General features: G+C 64.9%; 15 protein-coding genes. 5 read left to right on the top strand and 10 right to left on the bottom strand.

The features are described from left to right. Positions 1–35: 35 nt before the first annotated feature. The 3 genes from surE to F3H35_RS14070 are packed head-to-tail and all read left to right on the top strand — an operon-like array spanning position 36 to position 2,690. Complete coding sequence (gene surE / locus F3H35_RS14080; RefSeq protein WP_149780184.1) at positions 36–818, top strand: 5'/3'-nucleotidase SurE; 783 nt, start codon at positions 36–38, stop codon at positions 816–818. Next, positions 815–1,471: a protein-L-isoaspartate(D-aspartate) O-methyltransferase gene (locus F3H35_RS14075; protein WP_007813499.1), complete on the top strand. Its 657-nt coding sequence runs from the start codon at positions 815–817 to the stop codon at positions 1,469–1,471. Before surE ends, F3H35_RS14075 begins: the two co-directional genes overlap by 4 nt. Before the next feature lie 16 nt (positions 1,472–1,487). Further along, positions 1,488–2,690: a LysM peptidoglycan-binding domain-containing M23 family metallopeptidase gene (locus F3H35_RS14070; protein ID WP_149780183.1), complete on the top strand. Its 1,203-nt coding sequence runs from the start codon at positions 1,488–1,490 to the stop codon at positions 2,688–2,690. 107 nt (positions 2,691–2,797) lie between these two features. Here the strand turns inward: F3H35_RS14070 and F3H35_RS14065 are convergent, their stop codons facing one another. From F3H35_RS14065 to F3H35_RS14030, 8 genes are all read right to left on the bottom strand, one after another. Further along, the gene (locus tag F3H35_RS14065) at positions 2,798–3,634 is read right to left on the bottom strand and encodes an ATP-binding protein (protein ID WP_149780182.1); all 837 of its coding nucleotides are present in this window, start codon (positions 3,632–3,634) and stop codon (positions 2,798–2,800) included. Further along, complete coding sequence (gene tatC, locus F3H35_RS14060) at positions 3,631–4,677, bottom strand: twin-arginine translocase subunit TatC (protein WP_149780181.1); 1,047 nt, start codon at positions 4,675–4,677, stop codon at positions 3,631–3,633. The genes F3H35_RS14065 and tatC overlap by 4 nt, the downstream gene beginning before the upstream one ends. Beyond that, the gene (tatB, locus tag F3H35_RS14055) at positions 4,674–5,204 is read right to left on the bottom strand and encodes a Sec-independent protein translocase protein TatB (protein WP_149780180.1); all 531 of its coding nucleotides are present in this window, start codon (positions 5,202–5,204) and stop codon (positions 4,674–4,676) included. Before tatB ends, tatC begins: the two co-directional genes overlap by 4 nt. Positions 5,205–5,211: 7 nt before the next feature. Then, on the bottom strand, positions 5,212–5,436 hold the full coding sequence (locus tag F3H35_RS14050; RefSeq protein ID WP_149780179.1) for a twin-arginine translocase TatA/TatE family subunit: 225 nt from the start codon (positions 5,434–5,436) through the stop codon (positions 5,212–5,214). 144 nt (positions 5,437–5,580) lie between these two features. Next, entirely contained in the window at positions 5,581–6,672 is a 1,092-nt protein-coding gene (locus tag F3H35_RS14045; protein WP_149780178.1) for an ABC transporter ATP-binding protein, read from the bottom strand. Between the two features lie 115 nt (positions 6,673–6,787). Further along, positions 6,788–7,930: a trans-sulfuration enzyme family protein gene (locus tag F3H35_RS14040; RefSeq protein WP_149780177.1), complete on the bottom strand. Its 1,143-nt coding sequence runs from the start codon at positions 7,928–7,930 to the stop codon at positions 6,788–6,790. Next, the gene (locus F3H35_RS14035) at positions 7,912–8,670 is read right to left on the bottom strand and encodes an aspartate racemase/maleate isomerase family protein (protein ID WP_149780242.1); all 759 of its coding nucleotides are present in this window, start codon (positions 8,668–8,670) and stop codon (positions 7,912–7,914) included. Before F3H35_RS14035 ends, F3H35_RS14040 begins: the two co-directional genes overlap by 19 nt. Next, positions 8,670–9,791: an anhydro-N-acetylmuramic acid kinase gene (locus tag F3H35_RS14030; protein ID WP_149780176.1), complete on the bottom strand. Its 1,122-nt coding sequence runs from the start codon at positions 9,789–9,791 to the stop codon at positions 8,670–8,672. The genes F3H35_RS14035 and F3H35_RS14030 overlap by 1 nt, the downstream gene beginning before the upstream one ends. A gap of 63 nt (positions 9,792–9,854) precedes the next feature. Between F3H35_RS14030 and tyrS the strand changes: the two genes are divergently transcribed. Together tyrS and F3H35_RS14020 are read left to right on the top strand one after the other, a co-directional pair. Beyond that, positions 9,855–11,105 (top strand): tyrosine--tRNA ligase, encoded by a 1,251-nt coding sequence (gene tyrS / locus F3H35_RS14025; protein ID WP_149780175.1) that lies wholly within the window; start codon positions 9,855–9,857, stop codon positions 11,103–11,105. Between the two features lie 134 nt (positions 11,106–11,239). Then, positions 11,240–12,475 (top strand): tetratricopeptide repeat protein, encoded by a 1,236-nt coding sequence (locus tag F3H35_RS14020; RefSeq protein WP_149780174.1) that lies wholly within the window; start codon positions 11,240–11,242, stop codon positions 12,473–12,475. A gap of 197 nt (positions 12,476–12,672) precedes the next feature. Here the strand turns inward: F3H35_RS14020 and aroB are convergent, their stop codons facing one another. Then, entirely contained in the window at positions 12,673–13,788 is a 1,116-nt protein-coding gene (aroB, locus tag F3H35_RS14015; RefSeq protein ID WP_149780173.1) for a 3-dehydroquinate synthase, read from the bottom strand. Further along, the gene (locus F3H35_RS14010) at positions 13,785–14,405 is read right to left on the bottom strand and encodes a shikimate kinase (RefSeq protein ID WP_223228424.1); all 621 of its coding nucleotides are present in this window, start codon (positions 14,403–14,405) and stop codon (positions 13,785–13,787) included. Before F3H35_RS14010 ends, aroB begins: the two co-directional genes overlap by 4 nt. Positions 14,406–14,408 lie beyond the last annotated feature (3 nt).

The following is a 14,408-nucleotide window of genomic DNA, read 5'->3' as shown; positions in this document are numbered from 1 at the left end:
CACAGGGTCCGACAGGGCAACAAGGGGCAGAGCTTTTGCGCATTCTCATCACCAATGACGACGGTATCAACGCACCCGGCCTGAAGGTGCTCGAAGAGATCGCGACCGAACTTGCCGGACCCGATGGCGAGGTCTGGACCGTCGCGCCCGCCTTCGAGCAATCGGGTGTCGGCCATGCGATTTCCTATACCCGTCCGATGATGATCTCGCAGATGGACGAGCGCCGCTTCGCCGCCGAAGGCAGCCCCGCCGACTGCGTGCTGGCGGCCCTGCATGACGTGATGGCCGACAAGCGCCCCGATCTGGTGCTCTCGGGCGTCAATCGCGGCAACAACTCGGCCGAGAACGCGCTCTATTCCGGCACGATCGGCGGTGCCATGGAAGCGGCCCTCCAAGGCGTGCGCGCCGTGGCGCTGAGCCAGTATTACGGCCCTGCCATCAAGGACGCCCCCGACCCGTTCGAAGCCTCACGGGTGCATGGGCTTTCGACGATGCGCGCCCTGCTGGAGCGCGGCGTCTGGACCGACGATGATTATGGCATTTTCTACAACATCAATTTCCCGCCCGTCGCCGCCGCCGATGTGAAGGGCCTGCGCGCCTGTCCGCAAGGCTTCCGGCGGGACATGGGCTTTGGCGTGCAGCCGGTGCATTCGCCCTCGGGGCGGCGCTTCTTGTGGGTCACCGGCGCGCCGCAGCAGCAGCCCACCAGCCCCGGCACCGATGCCGATCTGAACCTCAAGGGGTATATCTCGGTCACGCCGATGCGCGCGGACCTCACCGCCCATGACGCATTGGAGGCGCTCAAAGCCATCGAATGACCGAGGACGCCACCGATATCGCCGAACGCAAGATGCAGTTCCTCTTCGCGCTGCGCTCCAAGGGCGTGACGGATATGCGTGTGCTCAACGCGATGGAAAAGATCGACCGCGGCCCGTTCATCCGCGGCTATTTCGCCCATCGCGCCTATGAGGACATGCCGCTGCCCATCGCCTGCGGGCAGACGATCAGCCAGCCTTCGGTCGTCGGGCTGATGACCCAGGCCCTCAAGATCAGCGCACGCGACAAGGTGCTCGAGGTGGGCACCGGCTCGGGCTATCAGGCGGCGATCCTCAGCCAATTGGCGCGGCGGGTCTATACCGTGGACCGCCACAAGCGGCTGGTGGCCGAGGCCTCCGAGATCTTCCGCGAGCTCGACCTCACCAATATCACCGCCGTCACGGGCGATGGCAGCTTCGGTCTGCCCGATCAGGCGCCGTTCGACCGCATTCTGGTCACCGCCGCCGCCGAGGATCCGCCCGGCCCGCTCTTGGCGCAATTGAAAATCGGCGGTATCATGGTGTTGCCGGTCGGACAGTCCGACACGGTGCAAAGCCTGATCCGCGTCACCCGGCACGAGAACGGCTTCGACTATGACGAACTGCGCCCGGTGCGTTTCGTGCCGTTGGTCGAAGGGCTGGGGCGCGACAATTGACGACGACACGAGTTTCATGACGCAGCCCCGGACAACAGGGGCGCATACCGAGGACCTGATCGAGATGACCAAATCCCTCCGCTCTGCGCCATTTCTGGCGGGCACCGCGTTTCTGGCTCTGGCCGCCTGCAGCGATCAACCGCTGGATTTCGACCTTCGCGGCAATTTCGGCAATGCGCCCAGCACGGCGCAGGCCGCCGTCAACGCGACCGCAGCGCGCCCGCAACCGGATGCGCGCGGGATCATTTCCTATCCCGGCTATCAGGTGGCGGTGGCACGCCGCGGCGACACGCTGGCCAGCCTCGCCACACGCATCGGCGCCGATCCGCAGGCGCTGGCGCGGTTCAACGGCATCCAGACCGGCGACACGCTGCGCGATGGCGAGATCATCGCCCTGCCTAGCCGCGTGGCCGAAACCCCCGGCGCAGAGGTGGACATCGCGACGCTTGCAGGCGACGCGATCAATTCCGCCTCGGACCCCGCATCGGTGCAGACCACCGCGCTCGAGCCTGCCGCCTCTTCCGGCCCCGGCGGGGTCGAGCCGGTGCGCCACAAGGTCGAACGCGGCGAGACCGCCTATACCATCGCGCGGCTTTATGACGTGTCGGTGCGCAGCCTTGCGGACTGGAACGGGCTTGGCCCCGATTTCTCGGTGCGCGAAGGGCAATATCTGCTGATCCCGGTGACGCTGCGCGAAAGCCGCGCGAGCGAGGCGGATGCAGCGCCCCCGCCTCCCGGCGCAGGCTCGCCCACGCCCGAGCCGCCCTCGGCCTCGCGCCCGCTGCCGCGCGAAACCACCGTGCCCGTCGCACAGCCCGTCGAGAACAAGGCCCCCGATCTCGGCGCCAGCCAGACCGCCAGCGCCAGCTCCGCCCGGATGAGTTTTCCGGTGCGCGGCGACATCATCCGTGATTACGTCAAGGATGAATATGACGGCATCAGCATCGCCGCCAGCCCCGGAACCCCCGTGGGCGCCGCCGCCAGCGGCGTCGTGGCCGCGATCACCGAAGACACCAACGGCATTCCGATCATCGTGGTCAAGCATCCCGACAACCTGCTGACGGTCTATTCCAATATCAGCGGGGTCGTGGTGAAAAAGGGCGATCAGGTCAGCCGCGGCCAGAAACTGGCCGAGATCCGCAGAGACGGCACCGCGGCACTGCATTTCGAGGTGCGCGACGGGTTCGACAGCGTGGATCCCACGGATTACCTGGGCTGATCATCAGGGCCTGATAATCAGGGCTGGGCGCGGGTGGCAGGTGGCGGATTGGGGGCCAGCCCCCAAACCCCCGGGATATTTTCGGCCAGAAGAAGCCGCAGCCCCCGTCAGAGAGCGACGCCGCGCCGGCCTGCAAGATCGGTGAAATATTGCCAGGCGACGCGCCCCGAGCGCGCACCGCGCGTGGCCTGCCATTCGATCGCCTCGGCGCGCAGGGTGGCGTCGTCGATCTCGATCCCGTAGGCGTCGCAATAGCCGCGGATCATTTCCAGATATTCGTCCTGACCGCAGGGGTGGAAGCCCAACCACAGGCCGAAGCGGTCGGAGAGCGAGATCTTTTCCTCGGCCGCCTCGGAGGGGTTGATCGCCGACGAGCGTTCGTTCTCGATCATGTCGCGCGGCATCAGGTGACGCCGGTTCGAGGTGGCGTAGAACACCACATTGTCGGGCCGGCCTTCGATGCCGCCATCCAGAACCGCCTTGAGCGATTTGTAATGCTGGTCGTCATGGCTGAACGAGAGGTCATCGCAAAACAGGATGAAGCGCGCGCGGCTCGAGCGCAGGTGGTTGAGCAGGCGGCTGACCGTGGGCAGGTCTTCGCGCTGCAATTCGACGATTTTCAGAGGATGGCCTTCGGCCCGCACGGCGGCATGCACGGCCTTGACGAGGCTCGATTTGCCCATGCCGCGCGCGCCCCACAAAAGCGCATTATTGGCCGGCAGGCCGCGCGCGAAATGACGGGTATTGGCCAGCAGCGTGTCCCGAGACCGGTCGATGCCCACCAGCAGGTCCATCTCGACGCGGGCGACATGCGGCACCGGTTCGAGCCGGTCCGGCTCCACATGCCACACGAAGGCGTCGGCGGCATCGAAATCGGGGGCGCTCAGCGGCGCGGGCGCCATACGCTCCAGCGCCGCCGCAATACGGTCCAGCGGATCGCTCACTTGGGTTTGTCCTCGTCTTTTCCGTCGGTGTCCTTGGCGTCCGTGTCCTTGGCGTCCGTGTCCTTGGCGTCCGTGTCCTTGCCGTCCGCGTCGCGGTCGAAGGCCTCGAGCAGCGGATCGTCGTCGAACGCCTCTTCGCCGTAAGGATCGCGGGCGGCATCGGGGCGGTCGCTGCGCGTCTCGTCCGAGGCATCCTCTTCGTCCTCGTCCTCGTCGAACCACAGCCCTTCGGCGCGCAGCCGTGCTTCGCGCTTGGCCTCGACCCGGCGCACGAGGAAGATCGAGATCTCGTAAAGCCCGTAGACCACCACGAAGAGGATGATCTGGGTGATCACGTCAGGCGGTGTCACCAGCGCGGCCAGCAGCAGGATGCCCACCACCGCGTATTTGCGCACATTGCCCAAGCCTTCGGCGCTGACCAGCCCGGCCTTGCCCATCAGCGTCAAGAGCACCGGCAGCTGGAAGCACAGCCCGAAGGCCACGATGAACTTGATCGTGAGGTTGAGATATTCCTGAGCCGAGCCCTGGAACACCACGCTGAGCGGCGCGGCGGTCTGCGGATCGCCCGGCAACGCCTCGCCGCTTGCGCCGAATTGCTGGAAGCCCAGGAAGAATTCATACGCCAGCGGCGTCACGACATAGAAGGCAAAGGCCGCGCCCAGAAAGAACATGAAGGGCGAGGCGATCAGGAAAGGCAGAAACGCACCTTTTTCGGATTTGTAGAGCCCCGGTGCCACGAAACGCCACATCTGGTTGGCGATGAACGGAAAGGCCAGGATGAAGCCGCCCAGAAGCGACACCTTGATCGCGACGAAGAAGCCTTCCTGCGGGCTTATGAAGATCAGGTCGCAATCCTGACCGCGGCTGGCCAGAACCGAGCAAAGCGGATCGGTCAGGAAGTTGAAGATCGGCGTGGCCACCGTGAAGCAGATGATCATGCCTATCAGGAAGGCCACCACCGATTTGATCAGGCGGTTGCGCAACTCGGCCAGGTGTTCGATCAGCGGGGCGGAGCTGTCTTCGATGTCGTCGCTGGGGCTCATGCCTTGTCCTCGGAGGATGAGCCGGCGGGCTGATCCTTGGCGGCCTTGGTGCTCTTGGTGGTCTTTGCAGTCTTTGCGGCCTTGGCAGGCGCGGCGTCACGGGCGGCAGCGGCCTCGGCATCGGCCCGGGCCTGCGCTTCCTTGGCGAGACGCGCCTCGGCGGCCTCGGCGGATTTCTGGCGGATCTTGTCGGCCTGGGCCTGACGCTCTTCGCTCAGGCGGCTTTTCTTGGGACCGGCCATCGTGTCCTGCGTGAAGCTGTCGGTCGCTTCCTTGGCCGTTCTCTTGACCTCGTCCATCGCGCTGCCAATGGGGTTGGACGCTTTCTTGAAGGTGTTCGACACATCCCGCACCCCGGCCTCATCGGCGGCGTCGTTCATGGCCTTGCTGAAATCGCGGGCCATCCCCTTGGCCTTGCCCACGAAATTTCCCACCGTCCGGAACATGCCCGGAAGGTCCTTGGGGCCGACGACGATCAGCGCGACAATGCCGATCACCAGCAGCTCGGTCCAGCCCAGGTCGAACATCTAAGGATCAGACCTTGTCTTTTTCGTCTTTGGGCGTGACGTCCTTGGCGGTTTCCGAGGCGTCGTCCTTGCCATCCTCGAGCTCCTTGGTGCCCTCAGCCACGCCCTTCTTGAACGAGGTGATGCCCTTGCCCACTTCGCCCATCAGCGACGAGATCTTGCCGCGCCCGAAAAGCACCAGCACGACGACGGCGATCAGAAGAAGGCCCGGAAGGCCGATATTGTTCAGCATGTCTCAATCTCCCAATGTCGGGGTTCGTTTCTGCGCGTCCCCGGGAATTTCGTCAACCGTATCTAAGCCTTCACGGCGGCACTTGGAAGGACGAAAAAAGCCCGGCGGCCAACAAATCGGCAAAAAACCACTCTGGCGGCGCGATCAGGGGCGCTTGCCCACCGGAAACACAAAGCAGCGGTCGCGCCGGATCATCAGCCACAGGGGCTTGCCGGGACCGGGCAGAAACACGTTCGGCACCGTGGCGCGCAGGATCGAGCCGTCGTGATCCATGCGGAATTCCACAAGGCTTTCGCTGCCCATGAAGCGGGCGCGCTGCACGATGCCGCGCGCCGCGGTTCCCATTTCGATCGTGGGATCGGGGCCGCGCCCGGCGCGGTCGAAGTCGATCTTGATGTGCTGGGGGCGGATCACGATCTCGACCTCGTTGCCCTCATGCACCCCCGGCGCAAGGAACTGGCCAAAGGCGGTCTGCACCAGAGATCCCTGAACCCGGCCGCGTATGATATTGATATCGCTGAAGAATGCCACCGCGTCGCGATCCACCGGCGCGTTGTAGATATTATAGGGCGCGCCTTGCTGCACGATCCGGCCATTGCGCATCAGCGCGATCTCGTCGGCCATGCGCATCGCCTCTTCGGGCTCGTGGGTGACCAGCAGCACGGCGGTTTCCTGTTCGCGCAGGATATCCAGCGTCTCGTCGCGGATGCCGTCGCGCAGCCGGTTGTCCAGCCCCGAAAACGGCTCGTCCATCAGCATGATCGACGGGCGCGGCGCAAGCGCACGGGCCAGCGCCACGCGCTGCTGTTCACCGCCCGACAGCTCGTGGGGGTATTTGTCGCCATAGCTCCCAAGCCCCACCCGGGTCAGAAGCTGATCGACGCGGGCGCCCATCTCGGCCTTGTCGCCCGACAGGCCGAACGCCACATTGGCCCCCACCGTCAGATGCGGAAACAGCGCGAAATCCTGAAACATCAGCCCGATATGGCGCCGTTCGGGCGGCACGCGGAACTTGCGGTCGCAGACCAGCGCGCCATCCACCCAGATCTCGCCCTCGTCCTGCATCTCGACCCCGGCGATCATCCGCAAGGTGGTGGACTTGCCGCAGCCCGACGGCCCCAAGAGGCACGTCACCTGCCCCGGCAACACCTTGAGCGACACGTCATCGACCACCCGCCGCCCATCGTAAAGCCGCACGAGATTCTTGATTTCCAGACGCGGAGTTGCTGACTGCACCTTGGCCTCATGTCTTCCCGATCAATTTGATCGGATTTATCCATTCGGCAGATAGCAACCCTTGCGCGGGGGCGCAAGACGGCACGCGCCCACAAAGGCACCTCCGGAGCAGGTCTCAGCCCGCCAGCGCCCGGTCCAGATCGGCGATCAGATCGCCCGCATCCTCGATGCCGATGGACAGCCTGAGCAGGTTTTCGGGAATGCCGGTATGCGGCTCGATGGTGGCGCGATGCTCGACAAGGCTTTCGACCCCGCCAAGCGATGTGGCGCGATGGAAAAGCTCAAGCCGCCCGTTGACAGCCAGCGCGGCGTCGCGCCCGCCCCTGACCAGCACCGACATGAGATACCCTGACCCGCCGCACATCTGGCGCGCTGCGATCTCATGGCCGGGATGGGCGGGGAGGCCCGGATACAGCACCGCCTCGATCCTGTCATGCGCGTCCAGATGCCGGGCGATGGCAAGCGCGTTGGCGCACATCCGCTCCATCCGCAAAGGCAGCGTGCGCATCCCCCGCATCAGAAGCCACGCCTCGAACGGGCCGAGAATCGCCCCCGCATCATGGCGGTCGGCCTCGATCATCGCCCAGACAGGCAGACCCGAATCGCGGCACGACAGCACCCCCGCCACCACATCGGTATGCCCGTTGATCGCCTTGGTGCCCGAATGCATCGAGATATCGGCCCCCAGTTCCAGCGCCCGGGTCAGAACCGGTGTCGCCGCCGTGCCATCCACCGCCAAAAGCGCGCCCGCGCCATGCGCCAGATCGGCGGCCCTCGCGATATCCACCACCTTCAACCACGGATTCGACGGCACCTCGATCCAGACCAGATCGGCGCGCGTGGCACAGGCCGCTTCCAGCGCCGCGCCATCCGCCGCGTCCACCTCGTCCAGCGTGATGCCGCGCCGCGCGCAGAACGCCCTGACCCAGACCGTTGCCCCCCAATAGATGCCCGACTGCACCACGACGCGCCCGCCGCCCGGCACCGTGCGAAAGAGCGCCGCAATCGCCGCCATGCCCGACGGAAAGAGAAGGCTCGCCGCCGCCCCTTCCAATTGACGCAGAACTTCTTCGGCCTGCCGGATCGTGGCGCTGTGATCGCGCGCATAGACATTGCCGGGCACCAGAAGCGCATTGTCCGGCCCGCGCCCATAGGTGGTGGCCATGCTGATGCCGGGCACGACACCGCCATCGGCGGCATTCATGGCGCCCGCCGCCTGTGCTGCGATGGTGGCGGGCTTCAGATCGTCGTCTCGCATAGTGCCTCTCTTTGGTCAAAAAGCCGCCCCGGTCCCCAGCCCCGCGCCTCGACACCCGCGCAGCGCAGCATGTGCCACAAGAGCGCCTGGTTCGAGCTGATGACCGGAACGCCCAGTTCGGCCTCGACCTCGTCGATCACCCCGAAAGTGCGCAGGTTGGTGCAACTGGCGAACACCGCCTCCACCCCCGGTGCGCGCCCCGCCTCGAGCATGGCGGCGCGGGTGCTGGCCTCGGATATCCGCGCCACGGTCCAGTCGTCTTTCTGGCCAAAGCTGACCTCGCTCAGCACCTCGATGCCCTGACGGCCCAGATAGGCGCGCATTTCGGCGGTCACACTCTGGACATAGGGCGTGACCAGCGCGATCCGCCGCGCGCCCACAGCCTCCAGCGCCGCCAGCACCGCGCTGATCGGGTTGCTGACCGCAACGCCCGGATGCACCCCTCGGATGGCCGCCTCGACCGCCTGCGGCCCGATCACCGTCGACGCCGAGGTGCAGCCATAGCCCACCGCCTGCAAGCCCTGCGGCAGCAGCCCCGCCGCCGCAGGCAAGGCCACCTCCATCCTGCGCAACTGTTCGGGCGTCACATCGGGCTGTGCCGGGATGCGCGTGTGCAGCAGGTTCGCCGCTCGGCCCGCCAGAAGCGCGCGCGCCTCGTATTCCAGCGTCTCATCGGTGCTCAGCACGATCAGCCCAAGCCGAAGCCCCGCGCCCGCGCCCGCATCCAGCGCATAATCCATCATCCCGTCTCCTGCCGTTGGGGTCGGCTCAACGTGCCGCCTGCCACACTCGCCCTGACCCCGGTCGTGCCGGGGCACGAGGTGGGCAGCCCGCGGGCCACCCGTACCGCCAGATGCGCAAAAGCCTGCGCTTCCAGCATGTCACCGTCAAGCCCCGCCGCCTCGACCGGCTCCACCGGGCAATCGAGCGCCGCACGCAGCATCTCCATCATCACCGGATTATGCCGCCCGCCCCCCGTCACCAGCAACCGCTCGGGCGGCTCGGGGCAATGCTCCATCCCGCGCAGCACCGCCGTGGCGCTCATCGCCGTGAGCGTCGCCACCGCATCGGCATCGTCCAATTCCGTCACCAGCCCGATCATGTCGGCAAATGCATCCCGGTCCAACGACTTGGGCGGCATCCTGAGGAAAAAACCGTCCTCCAGAAACACTTCCAGCGCCCCCTGCGCCACCCGCCCCTGTCGCGCCAGCGCCCCATCGCGATCGAAGGCCTCACCGCGCCGCGCCTGCATCACATCGTTGATCGGCGCATTGGCCGGCCCGGTGTCGAACGCCAGCAGCGCGCCCTCTTCGTCGGGCCGCCCCTTGCGCGGATCGACCCAGGTGAGGTTCCCCACCCCGCCGAGATTCAGGAACGCCAGCGGCGCCTCCGCCCCCATCCATTGCGCACAGGCGAAATGATAGAACGGCGCCAGCGGCGCCCCCTCGCCCCCCAGCCGGATATCGGCGCTTCGGAAATCCCACACCACCGGCAGGCCCAAGCCCTGCGCCAGCGCATCGCCATCGCCCAGCTGATGCGTCCCGCGCCCCTGCGGCTCATGCGCCAGCGTCTGGCCGTGAAACCCCACCAGATCGATATCCTCGAACCCGCTCAGCGCCTCCAGATGGGCTGTCTGCACCACCTCCAGCGCCTCGCCCAGATCCTCACCCGGCCACCGCCCGAGCGCGCGCGCAAGCACCGCCCGCTCGGCTTGCGTATAGGGCCTGTAGCGGCTTGGCCCGAAGCCGAAGATGCGTGTGCCATCGGTCTCGACCACGGCGGCATCCACCCCATCCAGCGACGTGCCCGACATGGCCCCCAACGCCCGGATGCGCCCGGCTGGCAATTTGGCCTGCAACATGGCCTTTCCCTTCGCGTTCTGCGTGCCTATACATGCCGCGCAATCAAGACCGGGACAAGCGATATGACCTACCACCCCAAGTCCGATTTCCTGCGCGTGATGATCGAGCGCGGCTTTCTCGCGGACTGCACCGATCTGCAGGCGCTGGATGACAGCCTGACATCGGGCACGGTGACGGCCTATATCGGCTATGACGCCACGGCCAAATCGCTGCATGTCGGCCATTTGCTGAACATCATGATGCTGCGCTGGCTGCAGAAAACCGGCCATCGCCCGATCACCCTGATGGGCGGCGGCACCACCAAGGTGGGCGACCCCTCGTTCCGCTCGGATGAACGCCCGCTTCTGGACGAGGCGCAGATCGCCGAGAATATCGGCGGGATGCAGCAGGTCTTCGCGCGCTATCTCGACTATGGCGACACCGCCCCCGGTGCCTTGATGCTCAACAATGCCGAATGGCTGGACGGTCTGAAATATATCGAGTTCCTGCGCGATATCGGCCGGTATTTCTCGGTCAACCGGATGCTCAGCTTCGAATCGGTCAAATCCCGGCTCGACCGCGAACAATCGCTCAGCTTCCTCGAATTCAACTACATGATCCTGCAGGCCTATGACTTTCTGGAACTCAACCGCCGCTATGGCTGCACGCTGCAGATGGGCGGCTCGGACCAGTGGGGCAATATCGTCAACGGGATCGACCTCACCCGCCGCGTCGTGGCGCACGAGGTGTATGGCCTCACCTCGCCGCTTCTGACCACCGCCGACGGGCGCAAGATGGGCAAATCGGCGGGCGGCGCGGTCTGGCTCAATGCAGACATGCTCTCGCCTTACGAATTCTGGCAATTCTGGCGCAACACGCTGGATGCCGATGTGGGCCGGTTCCTCAAGCTTTACACCGAACTGCCCGTCGAGGAATGCAATCGTCTCGGCACGCTCGCGGGCTCCGAAATCAACGCCGCCAAGATCATCCTCGCCAACGAGGTGACGACCCTTCTGCACGGCGCCGACGCCGCCCGCACCGCCGAGGCGACCGCCCGCGAAGTGTTCGAAAAAGGCGGTGTCGGTGATGATCTGCCCACCCTCGAACTCAGCCTAGATGAGCTGGCCGAGGGTATGTCCATCGTGCAGCTTTTCGTGCGCACCGGGCTGGCCAAATCCGGCAAGGACGCCAAACGGCTGATCGCCGAACAGGGCGCGCGGATCGACGACGCGCCGCTCACGGATTCGGGGCTGATGATCGACGCGGCAGCACTGGCCTCCCCCATCAAACTCAGCGCCGGCAAGAAACGTCACGCGCTGGTCAAGCTGGCATAACGCCGGGGCAAGGCGTGGTCGGTCGGGGCTTGATCGGCCCCGACGGCTGCGACACTATCCCGGCAAGATCCCGCGCTTTGGGACCGGGGATGTAAATCGTATGGGCGTGTTGCTCAAAGGGTATCAGTACAGCCATGGCACGGCCCAGGAAAAAGACCAAAACCAAGGTGTCCGCCAAAGAGCTCGAGGCCAAGGGCGCCCTTTTCCTGCAACATTTTCGCGCAGGACATTTCGACAAGGCGCTGGCACTCTCCCGATCCATGATCGCGCAAGGTGTGAAGCGTCCCGTTGTCTTCGCGGATGCCGGCGTTGCCGCCATCAAACTCGAGCTTTGGCGCGACGCGATCACCTATGCGACGCGCGCTCTGTCCCTTGACCCCAACCATATTGGCAGCCTCGACACTCTGGCCCATGCCCATGGCGCCTTGCGCGAATGGCCCCAGGCGGCGCAGGCGGGCCGCCGGGCCCTGACCCTGCGCGACCAGATGATCGCCAAACAAGAGCCGCCCTCCCTGCCCCTGTCTGCCTGTCCTGCGACCGCCGACAAGGACGTGATTGCCTTCTCGCTGTTTGGCGGGTCGTCGAAATACTGCGAAACGGCGGTGCTGAACTGCATCGACCAGCCCGAAATCTATCCCGGCTGGCTGTGCCGCTTCTATGTCGATGACACGGTCCCCGATCAGATCGTCACCCGGCTGCAGGACAACGGCGCCGAGGTGATCGCGCCCCCCCCCGAGATGAAAACCTGGCCCGGCCCGATGTGGCGCTTCGCGGCCTATGACGCGCCCGATGTCCGGCGGGTGATCTTTCGCGATGCAGACAGCGTGATCTCGCAGCGCGAGGCCGGCGCCGTGCGCGACTGGATCGCAAGCGGCCACGCCTTCCACGCCATGCGCGACATCGGCAGCCACACAGAATTGCTGCTGGCCGGTCTTTGGGGCGTCGTGAAAGGCGCGCTGCCATCCATGACACAGATGGTCGAGGCATTTCTTGCCAAGCCTGTGAAAAACGCCCATTTCGCCGATCAGTTTTTCCTGCGCCAATATGTCTGGCCCTTCGCCCGGCAAGATATCCTGCAACACGACTCGATCTTCGGGTTCATGGACGGCATCGCCTTTCCCGATGGACCTCATCGCGACGATTTCCATGTCGGCTATGCCGAAGGCTCTCCGTTCCTGACCTTCACCAGCGCCCTGCCCGACGGGTCGGACGTGTTCTGGGAAATCTACGCGGCAAACGGGGATGACCCGCGCACGATCTGCCGCTATCCCGGCGTGATCAGGGACGGCAAGCTGCAGGCTCATGTGCCAGCGCGCTACGTGACCAGGTTACGCTCCAAGGAATGGGCGCTGCGACTAGACAAGGCGTGATCGGCTGATCCGGTCGCGGGCGCGAGACGTGGCGCCGTGCCGCGCCCTCCGCAGATGCGCAGCCCCGTCGCATCTGCCATGGCGCGGCTCTGAAATCGGGATTTGCGTACGGGATGGACACAAATTCGGCAGATCGGGCCGGGTTTGGTCCTGAACGGCGTTTAAATCGTACGAAACCTACACAATCGCCGCTCTGGTCAGCCCCGGTCCTGCAAGGCCTCGGTCAGCAGGTCACGCACCGCTGCCGGGTCCACATCCGAGGTGACGAAGGCCTCTCCGATACCCCGCGCAAGGATGAATGTCAGCTTGCCATCGACCACTTTCTTGTCCTGCGACATCAGCTCCAGAAGCCCATCGGCATCGGGCAATTCTCCTGCGATATCAGATAGATCAGCCTTCATACCCATGGCTTTCAGATGGGCGCGCACGCGGCTTGGGTCTTCCTGCGAACACAGTCCCATCCGCGCCGAAAGCTCGAACGCCAACCCGCAGCCGATCGCCACCCCCTCGCCATGCAGCAGCCGGTCCGAATACCCCGTCGCCGCCTCCAGCGCATGACAAAACGTATGCCCCAAGTTCAAAAGCGCCCGATCCCCCTGTTCCGTCTCGTCTCTGACGACGATCTCTGCCTTCATCTCGACCGAGCGTTTCACAAGGTGGATCCGGGCCTCCATGTCACCCTCTGCGGCACGTGAAGAATGGTCTTCAAGCCATTGGAAAAAATTGCAATCTCCCAAAAGCCCGTATTTGACGACCTCGCCGTAACCCGCCAGGTAATCGCGCTTTGTCAGGGTGGCCAGGATGCCCGTATCAGCCAGAACGAGGCTCGGTTGATGGAACGCGCCGATCAGATTCTTGCCTTGCGGCGCGTTGATCCCGGTCTTGCCGCCCACCGAACTGTCCACCTGCGCCAGAAGGCTGGTCGGCACCTGCACGAACCGCACCCCCCGCCGCAACACCGCCGCCGCGAACCCCACAAGATCGCCAACCACCCCGCCACCAAAGGCGATGACGATATCCTTCCGCTCGATCTTTTCGGCCAGAAGCCATTCCACGACCCGTTCGAAATGCGGCCAGGACTTGGTCGCCTCACCTTGTGGGAGGGTCATGCTGGAGACAGAAATACCGTTCTTTTCCAATCCCTTGCAGAGCGTTTCCAAATGCAGTTCCGCCACATGCGCATCCGCCACGATGGCCACACGCGGGCGTTTGAGCAAAGGCGCGATCAACGCCCCCGACCGCTCCAGCAGCCCGGGGCCGATATGGATGTCATAGGCCCGGTCATCCAGCGGCACGTGGACAATTTGCGTCATGTCAGACCCTCCAGCACATCCTCTCGCGTCGTCAGCGCCTCAAGCACCTTCTCCGCCATCGTGTCGATAGAATAATCCGGCTGCGCCGTCACCGTCAGATCCGCCTGCTGGTAGAAGGGCAGCCGTGTCTCATACAGGTCCCGCAGCGTCCCATAAGGATCAGCTGTGCGCAGCAAGGGTCTGGTATCCTTATGTTTTACCCGGCTCCAGAGCAGCGCCAGATCGGCCTTCAGCCACACCGAAACGCCCTTACGGGAAATCAGATTGCGGTTGCGCTCGGACAAAAACGCCCCGCCCCCCGTGGACAGGATGCCCCGTTCCCCCTCGAGCAACCGGTCGATGACCTGCGTTTCACGGTCGCGGAAAAACGCCTCGCCATCGCGCGCGAAGATTTCCGCGATGCTCATGTTGGCGGCCTGCTCGATCTCGGCATCGGAATCGAGGAACGGCACGGCAAGACGCACCGCCAAGGCCTTGCCCACAGCGGTTTTTCCGGCCCCCATCATGCCCACAAGCACGACCGTCTTCTTGAGCTTCCACCGCTCCGGCGCTGTCACGTTCGGCGCTCCCTTGGCAATATTTCGCGCTTTGCCACTGAATGACGTGATCTTGCCCAAAAG

Source organism: Roseovarius litoreus (genome assembly GCF_900142765.1).
GTDB lineage: Bacteria > Pseudomonadota > Alphaproteobacteria > Rhodobacterales > Rhodobacteraceae > Roseovarius > Roseovarius litoreus.
Note: the sequence above shows the minus strand (reverse complement) of the source record. Positions and strands in the feature narration are given on the sequence as shown.

Bases quoted from the DNA above. Each gene is read 5' to 3' on its own strand.
- F3H35_RS14075 (WP_007813499.1), top strand. From the start codon at position 815: ATGACCGAGGACGCCACCGATATCGCCGAACGCAAGATGCAGTTCCTC.
- F3H35_RS14070 (WP_149780183.1), top strand. From the start codon at position 1,488: ATGACGCAGCCCCGGACAACAGGGGCGCATACCGAGGACCTGATCGAG.
- tatC (WP_149780181.1), bottom strand. From the start codon at position 4,677: ATGAGCCCCAGCGACGACATCGAAGACAGCTCCGCCCCGCTGATCGAA.
- tatB (WP_149780180.1), bottom strand. From the start codon at position 5,204: ATGTTCGACCTGGGCTGGACCGAGCTGCTGGTGATCGGCATTGTCGCG.
- F3H35_RS14050 (WP_149780179.1), bottom strand. From the start codon at position 5,436: ATGCTGAACAATATCGGCCTTCCGGGCCTTCTTCTGATCGCCGTCGTC.
- F3H35_RS14040 (WP_149780177.1), bottom strand. From the start codon at position 7,930: ATGCGAGACGACGATCTGAAGCCCGCCACCATCGCAGCACAGGCGGCG.
- F3H35_RS14035 (WP_149780242.1), bottom strand. From the start codon at position 8,670: ATGGATTATGCGCTGGATGCGGGCGCGGGCGCGGGGCTTCGGCTTGGG.
- F3H35_RS14030 (WP_149780176.1), bottom strand. From the start codon at position 9,791: ATGTTGCAGGCCAAATTGCCAGCCGGGCGCATCCGGGCGTTGGGGGCC.
- tyrS (WP_149780175.1), top strand. From the start codon at position 9,855: ATGACCTACCACCCCAAGTCCGATTTCCTGCGCGTGATGATCGAGCGC.
- F3H35_RS14020 (WP_149780174.1), top strand. From the start codon at position 11,240: ATGGCACGGCCCAGGAAAAAGACCAAAACCAAGGTGTCCGCCAAAGAG.
- aroB (WP_149780173.1), bottom strand. From the start codon at position 13,788: ATGACGCAAATTGTCCACGTGCCGCTGGATGACCGGGCCTATGACATC.